Genomic DNA, 15,737 nt, shown 5'->3' with positions numbered 1-15,737 from the left:
ACCCATGACGGACATCCTCGCCCGCTACGAACGCGACCGGGAAGCCCTCCTCGAGGCCAACGGCGGTTACGACATCACGGCCCAGCACGACGCCTGCGGCGTCGGCCTCGTCTGCGCCATCGACGGCAAGCCCCGCCGCGAGGTGGTGGAGCTGGCCATCCGCGCCCTGAAGGCCGTGTGGCACCGGGGGGCCGTCGACGCCGACGGCAAGACCGGCGACGGCGCCGGGGTTCTGGTCAGCGTCCCGCAGGACTTCTTCGCCGCCCACGTGGAGCGGATCGGCCATGAGGTGCGCCCGGGCCCCATCGCCGTGGGCCAGGTCTTCCTGCCGCGCACCGACCTCGCCTCCCAGGAGGCCGCCCGGACCATCGTGGAGAGCGAGGCCCTGCGCTTCGGCTTCTACATCTACGGCTGGCGGCAGGTGCCCACCAACACCGCGGTGATCGGCGAGAAGGCCAACGCCACCCGTCCCGAGATCGAGCAGATCATGCTCGCCCCGCCGCCCGGCATGGACGGCGAGCAGCTGGACCGCGCCCTCTTCCTCTGCCGCAAGCGGATCGAGAAGCGCGTCGCCGCGGCCAACATCCAGCACTTCTACATCTGCTCGCTGTCGGCCCGGTCGCTGATCTACAAGGGCATGTTCCTCGCCGAGCACATCGACGAGTTCTACCCCGACCTGAAGGACCCCCGGTTCACCGCCGCGGTGGCCATCTTCCACCAGCGCTATTCCACCAACACCTTCCCCGAATGGCGCTTGGCCCAGCCCTTCCGGATGCTCGCCCACAACGGCGAGATCAACACGCTGAAGGGCAACACCAACTGGATGAAGTCGCACGAGATCCGCATGGCGGCCTCGGCCTTCGGCGACTACCAGGACGACGTGAAGCCGGTGATCCAGCCGGGCGGCTCCGACTCCGCGGCCCTGGACAACGTCTTCGAGGTGCTGGTCCGGGCCGGGCGCGATGCGCCCATGGCCAAGGCCCTGCTGATCCCGGAGGCGTGGAACACCCGCTCCGACGCCCAGATGAAGGCGAGCCACCGGGCCCTCTACGCCTACTGCAACGCGGTGATGGAGCCCTGGGACGGCCCCGCCGCCGTCTGCGCCACCGATGGCCGCTGGGTCGTGGCCGGCAAGGACCGCAACGGCCTGCGCCCGATGCGCGTCGCCCAGACCTCGGACGGCCTGCTGATCATCGGCTCCGAGGCCGGCATGTGCCGGGTGGAGGAGTCCCGTATCATCCGCAAGGCTCACATCGAGCCCGGCCGGATGCTGGCCGTCGATCTCAACGAGGGGCGGCTCTACGACGAGGACGGCATCGTCGACCGCCTCGCCGCTCAGCACCCCTATGACCGCTGGCTCAGCAACACGGTCGAGCTGGAGGACAAGATCGGCCCCGGCCCCGAGCCGCGGATGTTCCCGCGCGAGGAGCTGGTGCGCCGCCAGGCCGCCGCCGGCCTGACCCTCGAGGACCTCGAGCTGATCCTCGCTCCCATGGTCGAGGAGGCCAAGGAGGCGGTGGGCTCCATGGGCGACGACACGCCCCTGGCGGTGCTGTCCGACACCTACCGGCCGCTCAGCCACTTCTTCCGGCAGAACTTCAGCCAGGTGACCAACCCGCCGATCGACTCGCTCCGCGAGACGGCGGTGATGAGCCTCAAGACCCGGTTCAAGAACCTCGGCAACATCCTCGCCGAGGACGAGACCCAGACCGATGTGTTCGTCCTGAACTCGCCGGTCCTGACCACCGGCATGTACGAGCGCGTCATCGAGGTGATTGGCGAGAAGAACATCGCCGTCATCGACTGCACCATGCCGATCCCCGCCCAGGACGCCCGGCCCGGCGACGCCCTGCGCGCCAATCTCGACCGGATCCGCGCCGAGGCCGAGGAAGCGGCGCTGCGCGGCTGCTCGACCATCGTCCTCACCGACACCGGCTCGGGCCCCGACCGGGTCGCCCTGCCGATGATCCTCGCCACCGGCGGGGTCCACGCTTGGCTGGTGGCCAAGGGCCTGCGGTCCTACGTCTCGATCATCGTCCGCTCGGCCGAGTGCCTGGACACCCACTACTTCGCGGTCCTGGTGGGCGTCGGCGCCACGGCGGTGAACGCCTATCTGGCCCAGGAGAGCTTCCTCGACCGCCAGGAGCGGGGCCTGACCGGCGACCTGTCGCTGCGCGACCTGTGCCTGAACCACAAGAAGGCCATCGAGGGCGGCCTGCTGAAGATCATCGCCAAGATGGGCATCAGCGTCATCTCCTCGTACCGCGGCGGCTACAACTTCGAGGCGGTGGGCCTGTCGCGCAGCCTGGTGGCCGAGTTCTTCCCCGGCATGCCCTCGCGCATTTCCGGCATCGGCCTGGCCGGTATCGAGGCCAAGGCCGTGGAGCTGCACCGCAAGGCCTGGAACCCGGCGGCCGTCAGCCTGCCGGTGGGCGGCTTCTACAAGTCCCGCCGCTCGGGCGAAGCCCACGCCTTCGAGGCCCGCTCGATCCACATGCTGCAGAGCGCCTGCGACCGCGGCGACTACGAGCTGTTCAAGCGCTACTCGGCGGCCCTGCGGGGCCTGCCGCAGATCCAGCTGCGCGACCTCCTGGAATGGCGCACCGACGCCAAGCCGATCTCCCTCGACGAGGTCGAGAGCGTCAACGAGATCCGCAAGCGGTTCGTCACCCCCGGCATGAGCCTGGGCGCCCTCAGCCCCGAGGCGCACGGGGTCCTCAACATCGCCATGAACCGGATCGGCGCGAAGAGCGTCTCGGGCGAAGGCGGCGAGGACCGCTCGCGCTACCGGCCGCTGCCGAACGGCGACAATCCCAACTCGGCCGTCAAGCAGATCGCCTCGGGCCGCTTCGGCGTCACCGCCGAGTACCTGAACCAGTGTCGCGAGATCGAGATCAAGGTGAGCCAGGGCGCCAAGCCCGGCGAGGGCGGCCAGCTGCCCGGCTTCAAGGTGACCGAGCTGATCGCCAAGCTGCGCCACGCCACCCCCGGCGTGATGCTGATCAGCCCGCCGCCGCATCACGACATCTATTCGATCGAGGACCTGGCCCAGCTCATCTACGACCTGAAGCAGATCAATCCTGACGCCAGGGTGACCGTGAAGCTGGTCGCCATGACCGGCATCGGGGCGATCGCCGCGGGCGTGGCCAAGGCCAAGGCGGACATCATCCTCATCTCGGGCAACGTCGGCGGCACCGGCGCCTCGCCCCAGACCTCGATCAAGTACGCCGGCGCGCCGTTCGAGATGGGTCTGTCCGAGGCCCATCAGGTGCTCACCCTGAACAACCTGCGTCATTTCGTGCGCCTGCGGACCGACGGCGGCATCCGCACCGGCCGCGACGTGGTGATCGCCGCCATGCTGGGCGCCGAGGAGTTCGGCATCGGCACCGCCAGCCTCATCGCCATGGGCTGCATCATGGTGCGCCAGTGCCACTCCAACACCTGCCCGGTGGGGGTCTGCACCCAGGACGAGGCCCTGCGCGCCAAGTTCACGGGCAGCCCCGAGAAGGTGATCAACCTCTTCACCTTCATCGCCGAGGAAGTGCGCGAGATCCTGGCGGAGCTCGGCGTGCGCAGCCTGCAGGACATCGTCGGCCGCACCGACCTGCTGATGCAGGTCTCCCGCGGCGGCGAGCATCTCGACGACCTCGACCTCAACCCGCTGCTGGTGAAGGCGGACCCGGGGCCCAACAAGCCCTACTGCACGGTGGAGGGCCGCAACGAGGTGCCCGACACCCTGGACGCCCAGATCGTCCGGGACGCCGCCCCGCTGCTCGAACGCGGCGAGAAGATGCAGCTCACCTACACGGTGGCCAACACCGCCCGGGCGATCGGCACCCGCACCTCGTCGCACATCGTCCGCAAGTTCGGCATGGATGGCCTGCCGCCCGGCCACCTCACGGTCCAGCTCAAGGGCTCGGCCGGCCAGAGCCTCGGGGCCTTCGCGGTCCAGGGGCTGCGGCTGGAGGTCACCGGCGAGGCCAACGACTACGTGGGCAAGGGCCTGTCGGGCGCCACCATCGTGATCCGTCCCTCGCCGCATCTGGCGCGGCAGGGCCGCGAGAACGCGATCATCGGCAATACGGTGCTGTACGGCGCCACGTCCGGGCGCCTCTTCGCGGCGGGCCTGGCCGGCGAGCGCTTTGCGGTCCGCAACTCGGGCGCCACCACCGTCGTGGAAGGCTGCGGCGCCAACGGCCTCGAGTACATGACCGGCGGCATGGCCGTGGTGCTGGGACCGGTGGGCTTCAACTTCGCCGCGGGCATGACCGGCGGCATGGCCTTCGTCCTCGACGAGGACGGCGAGTTCCAGATGCAGCTCAACGCCGAGAGCGTGGTCACCTGCCGGGTGCTCAGCCCCCACTGGAAGGCGGTGCTCAGGAGCCTGGTCGAAGAGCACGCCCGCGAGACCGGCTCGGTCCTCGCCCAGGACCTGCTCCGCAACTGGGACGTGGCCGTGCGCAAGTTCTGGCAGGTCTGCCCGAAGGAGATGGTCGGCCGTCTCGACCATCCCCTGGAAGCCGAAGAGGCCGTGCACCGTCGGGCCTGACCAGGGTCATGCCCCGCTTCGCGCGGCGCGGGATCGATCAGGTCGTTTCCGGCTCCGGCCCCACGTAGCGGGCCCGGGGTCGGATCAGGGCGTCGGACTGGCCCTGCTCGATGGCGTGGGCGATCCAGCCGGCGCAGCGGGCGACGCTGAACAGGGCGAAGGGCGCATCCTGCGGCAGGCGGAAGGCCTCGCACGCCGCCACCAGGGCGTAGTCGATGGTGGGGGCAAGGCCGGCGATCTCCATCACCGCCCCTTGCAGCTCCATGAGCGGCTCCGGCGGGTCGAACCGCGCCAGCAGCGCCGCCGCCCGCGGATCGCCATCGGGGTACAGCGGATGGCCGAAGCCCGGCAGGGCGCGATCGTCCAGCAGCCGGCGCCGGATCGCCTCTGACGGCCCGGCTTCCGCGGCTTCGGCGGCGAAGGTCCGCACGGCCACCGTCGCCCCGCCGTGCCGCGGCCCCGACAGCGTGGCCAGCCCCGCCAGCGCGCAGGCCGACAGCGACGCCCCGGTTGAGGCCGCCACCCGGGCGGCGAAGGCCGAGGCGTTCAGTTCATGGTCCGCGGTCAGCACCAGGATCCGGCGGATGACGTCCGCCCCCGCTCCGCCCGGCGCCTGGCCCCAGGCGAGCGCCAGGCGATTGTGGATCGCCCCAGGCCCCACCGCGCCCGCCACCGCATCGGTGAGCACGTCCAGCAGCGTCGCCGCCTCGACGGCCAGGGCCGGCGGCGCACGCCCCCGGGCCGGCGGGTCTGCGGCGGCGCGCGCCGCCAGGGCGGCGTAGGCCCGGGTGCGCATGTCCGGCCCGGGGGGCGGCGGCGAACGTTCCGCCTGTTTGAGCGCCGCCCCGTGGCCGCCGCGCAGGAGCCGCGCCACCGATTCCAGGGTCTCGCTGTCGGCCAGGGCGATGGCGTCGCGGCCCCGGTAGAACAGCCGCCCGCCTGCCACCGTGGTGATGGCCGAGGCCAGCACCGGCTCGCCCCAGTGGATCGCCCCCGCCGCCACGTCCGACAGGCGGCGGCTGCGGGCCTTGCGCTCGGCCAGGGCGGCGATGTCCGCGGCCCGGTAGAGGCTGCGCCGGCTGTCCCCCGGGTCTGGCCTCACCTGCACCCGTCCGCGGCTCACATAGGCGTAGAGGGTCTGAGGCCTCACCCCCAGGCGGGCGAGGGCCTCCTCGGCAGGTATCCAGTCCGGTCGGGTCATATTGATTATATTGATCAAGATTGACGGAAGACGCCAGGCAGCAATTTTCTCGGCCTGAGAATTGATGGAGGATCGAGATGTCGGACGGACTTGAAGGCGTCGTCGCCGCCCAGACGGTGCTGTCGGAAGTGGACGGTCAGGCCGGGCGGCTGATCATCCGGGGCCATTCCCTCGACGAACTGGCGGGCCGCACCACCTTCGAACAACTGGTCGCCGTGTTGTTCGAGGGCTTCTACCCGGACCTCCCCGCCGACCTTCCCGCCGCCCTCGGCCAGGCCCGGGCCGAGGTTTTCGCCGAGGTGGCGGCCCTGGACGCCGGCCTGGTGGGCCGTAGCCCGGTGGAGGCCGTGCGCGCCCTCATGGCGCGGCTGGCCGACGGGGACGACATGACCACCGCCCTGCGCATCCTGGCCGCCCCCGCCGTGTTCACGGCGGCCGTAGTCCGGGCCCAGGCCGGCGAGGCGCCGGTGGCGCCGGACCCGTCCCTCGGCCACGCCGCCGACGCCCTGCGGATGCTGCGCGGCACCGCGCCCACCCAGGCCGAGGCCGACGCCCTCGACACCTATCTGGTGACGGTGAGCGATCACGGGCTGAACGCCTCCACCTTCGCCGCCCGCGTCGTAGCCTCCACCCGGGCGGGTCTCGCCTCGGCGGTGCTGGCCGGCATCAGCGCGCTCAAGGGGCCGCTGCACGGGGGCGCCCCCGGGCCGGTGATCGACATGCTGGACGGGATCGGCGAGCCCGCGAACGCCCGGGCCTGGATCGAGGCGGCCCTGGCCCGAGGCGAGCGGCTGATGGGCTTCGGCCACCGCATCTACCGCGTGCGGGATCCCCGGGCCGACGCGCTCAAGCAGGCCGTGCGCTGGCTCGACGCCCGGCAGGGGCGGCTGGAGTTCGCCGAGGCCGTGGAGGCCGCGGCCCTCGCCATCCTGCGCGAGCGCAAGCCGGACCGGCCCCTGGACACCAATGTGGAGTTCTACACCGCCCTGCTGCTGGAGGCCCTGCAGTTCCCGCCCACGGCCTTCACCTGCGTCTTCGCCATGGGCCGGGTCGCCGGATGGCTCGCCCACGCCCGGGAACAGCTGGCCGGCGGCCGGCTGATCCGGCCGCAGTCGGTCTATGTGGGCCCCGCCCCGCGGAAGGCGGCCTGACCGATACGAAAAACCCTCCCCGTCACGGGGAGGGCTGAGCCGGCGAAGCCGGGCCGGGCGGGAAGAGGGCTGCGGCCGCCCTTCCCGCCCGTTCGCCTGAAGCGTCCTAGACGTCCAGCAGCAGGCGCTGCGGGTCTTCGATGGCGTCCTTCAGGTGCACCAGGAAGGTCACCGCGCCCTTGCCGTCGACAATCCGGTGATCGTAGCTCAGGGCCAGGTACATCATCGGCCGGGCCACGATCTGGCCGTTCACCACCATCGGACGCTCCTGGATCTTGTGCATGCCCAGGATGCCCGACTGCGGGGCGTTCAGGATCGGGGTCGACATCAGCGAGCCGTACACGCCGCCGTTCGAGATGGTGAAGGTGCCGCCCTGCAGGTCTTCCAGGGCGAGCTGGCCGTCGCGGGCCTTTTTGCCGAGGGCGCCGATCTCCTTCTCGATCTCGGCCAGGCTCATCAGGTCGGCGTCGCGGACCACCGGCGTCACCAGGCCGCGATCGGTGCCGACGGCCACCGAGATGTCGTAGTGGTTCTTGTAGATGATGTCGTTGCCGTCGATCTCGGCGTTGACTTCCGGCACCTGCTTCAGGGCGTGGATCGCCGCGCGGACGAAGAAGCTCATGAAGCCGAGCTTCACGCCGTGCTTCTTCTCGAACACGTCCTTGTACTGGTTCCGCAGGGCCATGACGTTGGTCATGTCCACCTCGTTGAAGGTGGTCAGCATGGCCGCGGTGTTCTGGGCCTCCTTCAGGCGGCGGGCGATGGTCTGCCGCAGGCGGGTCATGCGGACCCGTTCCTCACGGTCATGCAGCTCGCGCGGCGCCGAGGGGGCGGCCGGGGCGGCCGGAGCCTTGGCGCGGGCTTCCAGGGCGGCCAGGGCGTCGGCCTTGGTCACCCGGCCGTCCTTGCCGGTGCCCGGGATCGCGGCGGCGTCCAGCTTGTTCTCGCCGACGATGCGCTGCGCCGAGGGGGCCAGCACCGGTTCGGCCTTGGGCGCGGCGGCCAGAGCGGGGGCCGGCGCGGGGGCCGGCGCGGGGGCCGGGGCGGGCGCAGCGGCGGGAGCCGGCGCCGGAGCCGCAGCCGGCTCGGCCTTGGCGGCCGGCGCCGCAGCCGCGGCGGCGCCTTCGGTGATCTTGCCCAGCACCGCGCCGGGCTCGACGGTGGCGCCTTCGTCCGCCGTGATCTCGGCCAGCACGCCGTCCGCCGGGGCGGCCACTTCCAGGCTCACCTTGTCGGTTTCGAGCTCGACCAGGATCTCGTCCTTGCGAACCGCATCGCCGGCCTTCTTGGTCCAGCGCGCCACCGTGGCTTCGGTGACGGACTCGCCCAGCGCCGGGGTCATGATGTCGGCCATTTGTCGGGTCGCTCCCTTAGATCGTCTCGAACACAAACAAAGATCGGTTTACGCGAAGGCTTCCGTAAGGAAAGCCTCCAGTTCCTTGAGGTGACGGCTCATCAGGCCGGCGGCGGTGGCGGCGGAGGCCGGACGGCCCACGTAGCGCGCGCGCTTGGCCTTCACGTCCAGCCGCTCCAGCGTCAGCTCCAGCCACGGATCGACGAACTGCCAGCCGCCCATGTTCTTGGGCTCTTCCTGAACCCAGACCAGCTCGGCGTCCTTGAAGCGCTTCAGCTCGTTCGACAGCGACTTCATCGGCCACGGATAGAACTGCTCGAGACGCAGGATGTAGACGTCGTCGCGGCCGGTCTTGGCGCGCTGTTCCACGAGGTCGAAGTAGACCTTCCCCGAGCAGAGCAGGACGCGCTTGATCTCGGCGTCGGGCTTCAGCGTCACGCCGCCCACGTCGCAGCCCGCCTCGGCGCCGTCCACCAGCACCCGGTGGAAGGCCGTGCCCTCGGCCAGGTCGGCCAGGTTCGAGACCGCCCGCTTGTGACGCAGCAGGCTCTTCGGGGTCATGACGATCAGCGGCTTGCGGAAGTCGCGGAGCAGCTGCCGGCGCAGGACGTGGAAGTAGTTGGCCGGGGTGGTGCAGTTGACCACCTGCATGTTCTCTTCGGCGCAGAGCTGCAGGAAGCGCTCCAGGCGGGCCGACGAGTGTTCCGGACCCTGGCCCTCATAGCCGTGCGGCAGCAGCATCACGAGGCCGCTCATCCGCAGCCACTTGCGCTCGCCCGAGGAGATGAACTGGTCGATCACCACCTGGGCGCCGTTCACGAAGTCGCCGAACTGGGCTTCCCACATGGTCAGGGTGTCGGGGTCGGTCAGCGAGAAGCCGTACTCGAAGCCCAGCACCGCCTCTTCCGACAGGGCCGAATCCAGCACCTCGAAGTGCGCCTGGTGCGGGCCGAGGTTGCGGAGCGGGAAGTAAACTTCCTCGGTCTTCTGGTCGATGATCCCGGCGTGGCGCTGGCTGAAGGTGCCGCGCACGCTGTCCTGGCCGGACAGGCGGACCGGATAGCCCTGGTCCAGCAGGGTGGCGAAAGCCAGGTGCTCGGCCGTGGCCCAGTCGATGCCGACGCCGCTCTCGATCGCCTCGCGGCGGCCGTTGATCACCCGCTCGACGGTCTTGTGGACGCTGATGCGCTCGGGAAGCGTGGTGATCTTGCGGCCGAGGTCCAGCAGCTTCTGCTTCGGCACGCCCGTGGCGTACTTCTCCTCGCCCGACGGCTTGCGGCCCGACCACTTGCCGTCCAGCCAGTCGGCCTTGTTGGCCTTGTAGGTCTTGCCGGCCTCGAACTCGCGGTCGAGGAACTGGTCGAATTCGGCGATCCAGCCGTCAACCTCGGCCTGGGTCGTCACGCCCTCGGCGATCAGCCGCTGGGCGTAGAGGTCGCGGACCGAGGGGTGGCCCTTGATCTTCGCGTACATCAGCGGCTGGGTCATCGTGGGGTCGTCCCCCTCGTTGTGACCGAACCGCCGGTAGCAGAACATGTCGACGACCACGTCCTTGCCGAACAGCTGGCGATACTCCGTGGCCACCTTGGCCGCGAAGGTCACCGCTTCCGGGTCGTCGCCGTTCACGTGGAAGATCGGCGCCTCGACCATCAGCGCCACGTCGGACGGATAGGGCGAGGAGCGCGAGTTCTTCGGGCTGGTGGTGAAGCCGATCTGGTTGTTCACCACGAAGTGCATGGTGCCGCCGACGCCATAGCCCTTCAGGCCCGACAGGGCGAAGCACTCGGCCACCACGCCCTGGCCGGCGAAGGCCGCGTCGCCGTGCAGCAGCAGCGGCAGCACATGGTTGCGGCCGGCGTCGGGCTGTTCGCGCAGGGTGAAGGCCTGCTTGGCCCGGGCCTTGCCCACCACCACCGGATTGACGATTTCCAGGTGCGACGGGTTGGCGGTCAGCGACAGGTGGACGCTGTTGCCGTCGAACTCACGGTCGGACGAAGCCCCCAGGTGGTACTTCACGTCACCGGAACCCTCGATGTCCGAGGGCACCGACGAGCCGCCTTGGAACTCGTGGAAGATGACGTGATAGGGCTTGCCCATCACGGCGGCGAGGACGTTCAGGCGGCCGCGGTGCGGCATGCCGATGACGATGTCCTTCACCCCCATCGCCCCGCCGCGCTTGATGATCTGCTCCAGCGCCGGGACCATCGCCTCGCCGCCGTCGAGGCCGAAGCGCTTGGTGCCGGGGAAGCGGCGGTGCAGGAAGGCCTCGAAGCCCTGGGCCTCGATCAGCTTCTTCAGGATGGCGATCTTGCCTTCCTTGGTGAAGACGATCTCCTTGTCGCGGCCTTCGATCCGCTCCTGCAGCCACGCCTTCTCCCTGGGATCGGAGATGTGCATGTACTGCACGCCGATATTGCCGCAGTAGGTGCGGCGCAGGATGGCGAGGATCTCGCGCAGGGTCGCGGTCTCGAGCCCCAGCACATAGTCCAGGAAGATCGGCCGGTCGAAGTCGCCCTCGGCGAAGCCGTAGGTCGCCGGGTCCAGTTCGGAGGCGTCCCCGGGGGTGGTGGCGATCTGCAGCGGGTCGAGGTTCGCCTGCAGGTGGCCGCGCATCCGGTAGGCCCGGATCATCATGATGGCCCGCAGCGAGTCGAGGGTCGCGGCGCGCACCTCGTCCTGGCTGGCGGCCGGCTTCTTGTCGGCGATGGCCTTGCCGACCTTCGCCTCCACCGCCGGCCACAGGCCGTCGATGGCCGACAGCCAGTCGGGCCGGGCCTGAGGCGCGGCGGGCTTGGTCCACGCCGGCCTCTTGGCCGCAGCCTTCACCTCGTCCGCCCGATCCGCCAGGGAGGCGAAGAAGGCGCGCCAGGACGGCTCCACCGACTCCGGGTTCGCCGCCCATTTAGCGTAGAGATCCTCCACGAAGGCGGCGTTGCCGCCATAGAGGAAGCTGGTCTCCGCCAGGACTTCGTTGATCAGGCCTGCGTCGTCCGCCATCTCGTCGCCTTTAGGTCTTCACCATCCACGGCGGCCCGCGGTCTTCTGGTGAAGGAGCCTGGCGCGGGACGCCCTACGCTACAATGTTAGTTCAGGCGCCCTTCAGCACCTCGAGCAGGGTCTCGCCCAGCTTCGCCGGCGACGGCGACACGCGGATGCCCGCAGCCTCCATCGCAGCGATCTTGCTTTCAGCGCCACCCTTGCCGCCGGAGATGATCGCGCCCGCATGGCCCATGCGGCGGCCCGGAGGCGCCGTACGGCCAGCGATGAAGCCCACCATAGGCTTCTTGATCGCTGAATTCTTGATGAACTCAGCCGCGTCTTCTTCGGCCGAACCGCCGATCTCGCCGATCATGATGATCGACTCGGTTTCGGGGTCCTTCAGGAACATGTCGAGCACGTCAATGAACTCGGTGCCCTTCACGGGGTCGCCGCCGATGCCCACGGCCGTCGTCTGGCCCAGGCCCACCTGAGAGGTCTGGTACACGGCCTCATAGGTAAGCGTCCCCGAACGGGAAACAACGCCCACCGAACCCTTCTTGAAGATATTGCCCGGCATGATGCCGATCTTGCACTCGCCCGGCGTCAGCACGCCCGGGCAGTTCGGCCCGATCAGGCGCGACTTCGAGCCCGACAGGGCCCGCTTCACCTTGATCATGTCCGCCACCGGGATGCCCTCGGTGATGCAGATGATCAGCGGCACTTCGGCCTCGATCGCCTCCAGGATGGAGTCGGCGGCGAACGGCGGCGGCACATAGATCACCGAGGCGTCGGCCCCGGTCTGCTTCACCGCTTCCTCGACCGTGTCGAACACGGGCAGGCCGACGTGCGTCTGGCCGCCTTTGCCCGGCGTGACGCCGCCGACCATCTTGGTGCCGTAGGCGATGGCCTGTTCGGTGTGGAACGTCCCCTGGCTGCCGGTGATGCCCTGGCAGATGACGCGGGTGTCTTTGTTGATCAGGATCGACATGTCTTAAGCAGCGCCCCGCACGGCCTTGACGATCTTCTCGGCGCCATCCGAGAGGTCGTTCGCGGCGATCACGTTCAGGCCGCTCTCATTGATGATCTTCTTGCCGAGGTCGACGTTGGTGCCCTCGAGGCGGACGACCAGCGGCACCTTCAGCCCGACTTCCTTCACCGCGGCCACCACGCCCTCGGCGATGATGTCGCAGCGCATGATGCCGCCGAAGATGTTCACCAGGATGCCCTTCACGTTCGGGTCCGCGGTGATGATCTTGAACGCGGCCGTCACCTTCTCCTTCGAGGCGCCGCCGCCCACGTCGAGGAAGTTGGCCGGCTCGGCGCCGTAGAGCTTGATGATGTCCATGGTGGCCATGGCCAGGCCCGCGCCGTTGACCATGCAGCCGATGTCGCCGTCGAGGGCGATGTACGACAGGTCGTACTTCGAGGCCTCGATCTCCTTCGGGTCCTCCTCGGTCTCGTCGCGCAGGGCGACGATGTCCGGATGGCGGAACAGGGCGTTGGAGTCGAACGACACCTTGGCGTCCAGCACCCGCAGGTGGTCGTCGCCGGTGACGATCAGCGGGTTGATCTCCAGCATCGACATGTCCTTGGCCAGGAACGCCGTGTAGAGCTGGTTCAGCAGGGTCGCCGCTTCCTTGGCGAGGCCGCCCGTCAGGTTCAGGGCCTTGGCCAGCTTGCGCGCATGGTGCGGGAACACGCCCGTGGCCGGGTCGATGGAGAAGGTGACGATCTTCTCGGGCGTGGAGTGGGCCACGTCCTCGATGTCCATGCCGCCCTCGGTGGAGGCCACGACCGAGACCCAGCTCGTTTCGCGGTCAACCAGCAGCGACAGATAGAGTTCCCGGGCGATGTCGGCGCCTTCCTCGATGTAGAGGCGGTTCACCTGCTTGCCCGCGGGGCCGGTCTGGTGCGTCACCAGCACCCGGCCGAGCATCTCTTCGGCGTTGGCGCGCACATCGGCGACGCTCTTCACCACCCGGACGCCGCCCTTGGCGTCGGGGCCGAGGCCCTCGAAGCGGCCCTTGCCGCGGCCGCCGGCGTGGATCTGGGACTTGACCACGAAGACCGACCCACCGAGCTTCTCGGCGGCTTGCGCGGCTTCGTCGACGGAAAACGCGGCATACCCGCGCGGGACTGCCACGCCGAACTCTGCGAGGACGGCTTTGGCTTGGTGTTCGTGGATGTTCATGAGGCCTTGGAGCGCTTTGCCTGTGGCTCGCCTGAGAGCGAGTGAGGCGGCTTATAGGCGCCCTCTTAGGCGATGACAACCGCGTCAAGCCCCCGGGAAGGCCGTTCTGTGCGAGATGCTCTCCCTAGGTGAGCACGTTAGGCGAACAGCGCGGTCCAACCGCGAAAATCGGCCCTCACCCAAAGAACACCGTCCACAGAGTGCGGCCCGGCATGAGGGCGACCACGAGGTTGATCACGAACCCGCCGTAGAACAGGCCCATCATCGCCCGCCGGTGCCGGGCGACCTTGTGGCGGCGGGCAGCGACCACCGCCAGCGGCAGGATCAGCAGGGTCCAGGCGGTCAGCAGATGCAGCAGGGACCACGCGCCGGGCCTGAGGCTGGTGATGAACAGGCTGCTCCCCGCCGTCACCGCGACCAGCGAGACCCAGACCCAGCCGGCGGCGCGGTGGAACAGCCGGCCCTTGCGCACGGCCATCAGCGCCGCCCCCAGCGTCAGGGCCGCGAGCGCGGCGCCCAGGTGCGCCTTGATGGGCTGCGGCAGGCCGGCCAGCGCCTCAAGGTCCGGGGCATGGAGCCGGGCGGCGGCCGCCAGCCGCAGCATCCCGCCTGAGGCCGGCCCGAGGGCCAGGGCGATGACCAGGGCCACGCCCGCGAAGACCGCGGCGAGGTTCAGGCCGACGCCCCACGGCCGGCGGGCGGGCTTTTGCAGGACTTGCGACATGCTCTATCTCCGAATTCCAGGCGCCTCGGGGGCGCCGTTCGGACCGGTGGATGGCGGGATGACGCGAGGCGCGCGACACGGGATGCGTCGGCTGACGCCCAGGCTTCGCGAAAGGCCGGGGGCCGCCGTTCACGCTTCGCGAGCGGCGCCGTGAACGCCCTCGTCTCGCGCCTGACGCCCTATGACGACGTCCGCGGCTGGCTGCGCGGCGCGGGCCTCACCGCCCTCTTCGCCCTGTTCATGACCCTGACCGGAGCCTTCGGCACCGGCCACGCCGCCCTCGGCCCGCGGGTCGCCTACTGGCTGGCCGTCATGTTCCTCGGCTACCTGTGGGGCGGCTTCGTCGCCCGCCGCTTCTTCCGCTCGCCCGGGGCCGAGCGTCCCTGGTGGATCCGCGGCCCCCTGATGTCGGCGATCACGGCGGCGCCCTTCACCCTGGTGGTCTGGACCAGCTCGCGCCTGTTCCTGGGGTCGGACCTGCCGCCGGCGGCCCTACCGAGCCTCTTCATCTATGTCTTCGTGGTGGCCCTGGCGATCGCCAGCCTCTTCCACCTGGTGGAAGGCCGCCGGGCGGCGTCCCAGATCGCCCAGGCCGCCCAGATCGCCCAGGCCGCCGCCCGCCCGCCCGAGCCCCGCTTCCTGGAACGCCTGCCGCTGAAGCTGCGCGGGGCCCAGGTCTGGGCGGTGGAGGCCGAGGACCACTATCTGCGGCTCCACACCTCCAAGGGCCAGGACCTGATCCTCATGCGCCTGGCCGACGCCGTGGCCGAGCTGGACGGGATCGAGGGGCTCCAGGTCCACCGCTCCTGGTGGGTCGCCCGGGACGCCATCGTCGAAGCCCGCCGCAGCGACGGCCGGGCGACGCTGACCCTGAAGGACGGCGTCCAGGTTCCCGTCAGCCGCACCTACGCCAGGGCGCTGCGCGAACGCGGCTGGATCTGAGGCTACCGCCCCTGACGGGCCGCCCGCCGGGCGAGCCAGTCCTCACGGCTCTGGCCCCAGACGTCCACGGCCACGTTCAGCGGCGGCGGCAACACCGCCTGACGCAGGATGCGCGAGCCCAGGCGCTCCGCCACCTTCTGCGAGTTCACATTGGCCGCCTCGATGGTGTGGATCACCTCGGTCCAGCCCAGATGGTCCACCGCCCAGTCGATGCAGGCGACCGCGGCCTCGGTGGCGTAGCCCTTGCCCCAGTGCGCCCGGGCGATGCCCCAGCCGACCTCAGTGCCCGGCCAGCCCTCCGGCTGCCAGGGACCGACCCGGCCCACCCATTCGCCTGACGCCTTCTCCACCACCGAGAACATGGAGAAGCCGCGCACCAGCCAGGCGCCCGCCATGATGCTCATCACCCGCCAGGCGCCCTCCCGGGTCTGGACGCCGCCGATGAACCGGGCCGCCTCGGCGTCAGCGGCGAAGGCCGCCCAGGGCTCGAAGTCCTCGGCGCGGGGGGCGCGCAGAATGAGGCGTTCTGTCTCAAGCGTCGGTATTGGAATCTCAACCATTTTCGGCCTTTATCTGCGACTGGGAGAGAGTTCGGGGTTGGGGCGTTCCGCGGCTTGGGCAAGCCGCGTCATTGGTCATCGCCTCC

The 15,737-nt window shown here is 69.9% G+C and carries 10 protein-coding genes; 3 read left to right on the top strand and 7 right to left on the bottom strand.

Annotated elements, in window-relative coordinates; all coding sequences use genetic code 11:
* Positions 1-4: 4 nt before the first annotated feature.
* Positions 5-4,549 carry a glutamate synthase large subunit gene (gene gltB / locus BO64_RS15695; protein WP_496404250.1) on the top strand — a complete coding sequence of 1,515 codons (4,545 nt, stop codon included), beginning with the start codon at positions 5-7 and terminating at the stop codon, positions 4,547-4,549.
* 37 nt (positions 4,550-4,586) lie between these two features.
* Here the strand turns inward: gltB and BO64_RS15690 are convergent, their stop codons facing one another.
* The gene (locus BO64_RS15690; protein WP_496404249.1) at positions 4,587-5,750 is read right to left on the bottom strand and encodes a citrate/2-methylcitrate synthase; all 1,164 of its coding nucleotides are present in this window, start codon (positions 5,748-5,750) and stop codon (positions 4,587-4,589) included.
* Between the two features lie 77 nt (positions 5,751-5,827).
* On the opposite strand from BO64_RS15690, the gene BO64_RS15685 reads away from it, so the two are divergent.
* On the top strand, positions 5,828-6,901 hold the full coding sequence (locus tag BO64_RS15685) for a citrate synthase/methylcitrate synthase (protein WP_496404248.1): 1,074 nt from the start codon (positions 5,828-5,830) through the stop codon (positions 6,899-6,901).
* A 106-nt stretch (positions 6,902-7,007) separates the two neighbouring features.
* Here the strand turns inward: BO64_RS15685 and odhB are convergent, their stop codons facing one another.
* The 5 genes from odhB to BO64_RS15660 all read right to left on the bottom strand — a co-directional run bounded on the left by odhB (position 7,008) and on the right by BO64_RS15660 (position 14,149).
* The gene (gene odhB, locus BO64_RS15680; RefSeq protein WP_496404247.1) at positions 7,008-8,255 is read right to left on the bottom strand and encodes a 2-oxoglutarate dehydrogenase complex dihydrolipoyllysine-residue succinyltransferase; all 1,248 of its coding nucleotides are present in this window, start codon (positions 8,253-8,255) and stop codon (positions 7,008-7,010) included.
* Between the two features lie 48 nt (positions 8,256-8,303).
* Positions 8,304-11,252, bottom strand: coding sequence for a 2-oxoglutarate dehydrogenase E1 component (locus tag BO64_RS15675; RefSeq protein WP_496404246.1), 2,949 nt, complete (start codon positions 11,250-11,252; stop codon positions 8,304-8,306).
* 91 nt (positions 11,253-11,343) lie between these two features.
* Positions 11,344-12,222, bottom strand: coding sequence for a succinate--CoA ligase subunit alpha (sucD, locus tag BO64_RS15670; RefSeq protein WP_496404245.1), 879 nt, complete (start codon positions 12,220-12,222; stop codon positions 11,344-11,346).
* Positions 12,223-12,225: 3 nt separating this feature from the next.
* Positions 12,226-13,425, bottom strand: coding sequence for an ADP-forming succinate--CoA ligase subunit beta (sucC, locus tag BO64_RS15665; protein ID WP_496404244.1), 1,200 nt, complete (start codon positions 13,423-13,425; stop codon positions 12,226-12,228).
* A gap of 175 nt (positions 13,426-13,600) precedes the next feature.
* Positions 13,601-14,149 carry a DUF2306 domain-containing protein gene (locus BO64_RS15660; protein WP_496404243.1) on the bottom strand — a complete coding sequence of 183 codons (549 nt, stop codon included), beginning with the start codon at positions 14,147-14,149 and terminating at the stop codon, positions 13,601-13,603.
* 150 nt (positions 14,150-14,299) lie between these two features.
* Between BO64_RS15660 and BO64_RS15655 the strand changes: the two genes are divergently transcribed.
* Positions 14,300-15,091, top strand: coding sequence for a LytTR family DNA-binding domain-containing protein (locus BO64_RS15655; RefSeq protein ID WP_496404242.1), 792 nt, complete (start codon positions 14,300-14,302; stop codon positions 15,089-15,091).
* 2 nt (positions 15,092-15,093) lie between these two features.
* On the opposite strand, the gene BO64_RS15650 is transcribed toward BO64_RS15655, so the two are convergent.
* Positions 15,094-15,651: a GNAT family N-acetyltransferase gene (locus tag BO64_RS15650; protein ID WP_496404241.1), complete on the bottom strand. Its 558-nt coding sequence runs from the start codon at positions 15,649-15,651 to the stop codon at positions 15,094-15,096.
* Positions 15,652-15,737 lie beyond the last annotated feature (86 nt).

This window comes from Phenylobacterium composti DSM 19425, from assembly GCF_059568645.1.
The sequence above is the reverse complement of the archived record's forward strand: the minus strand, read 5'-3'. Positions and strand labels throughout refer to the sequence as shown.

Bases quoted from the DNA above. Each gene is read 5' to 3' on its own strand.
- gltB (WP_496404250.1), top strand. From the start codon at position 5: ATGACGGACATCCTCGCCCGCTACGAACGCGACCGGGAAGCCCTCCTC.
- BO64_RS15690 (WP_496404249.1), bottom strand. From the start codon at position 5,750: ATGACCCGACCGGACTGGATACCTGCCGAGGAGGCCCTCGCCCGCCTG.
- BO64_RS15685 (WP_496404248.1), top strand. From the start codon at position 5,828: ATGTCGGACGGACTTGAAGGCGTCGTCGCCGCCCAGACGGTGCTGTCG.
- odhB (WP_496404247.1), bottom strand. From the start codon at position 8,255: ATGGCCGACATCATGACCCCGGCGCTGGGCGAGTCCGTCACCGAAGCC.
- BO64_RS15675 (WP_496404246.1), bottom strand. From the start codon at position 11,252: ATGGCGGACGACGCAGGCCTGATCAACGAAGTCCTGGCGGAGACCAGC.
- sucD (WP_496404245.1), bottom strand. From the start codon at position 12,222: ATGTCGATCCTGATCAACAAAGACACCCGCGTCATCTGCCAGGGCATC.
- sucC (WP_496404244.1), bottom strand. From the start codon at position 13,425: ATGAACATCCACGAACACCAAGCCAAAGCCGTCCTCGCAGAGTTCGGC.
- BO64_RS15660 (WP_496404243.1), bottom strand. From the start codon at position 14,149: ATGTCGCAAGTCCTGCAAAAGCCCGCCCGCCGGCCGTGGGGCGTCGGC.
- BO64_RS15650 (WP_496404241.1), bottom strand. From the start codon at position 15,651: ATGGTTGAGATTCCAATACCGACGCTTGAGACAGAACGCCTCATTCTG.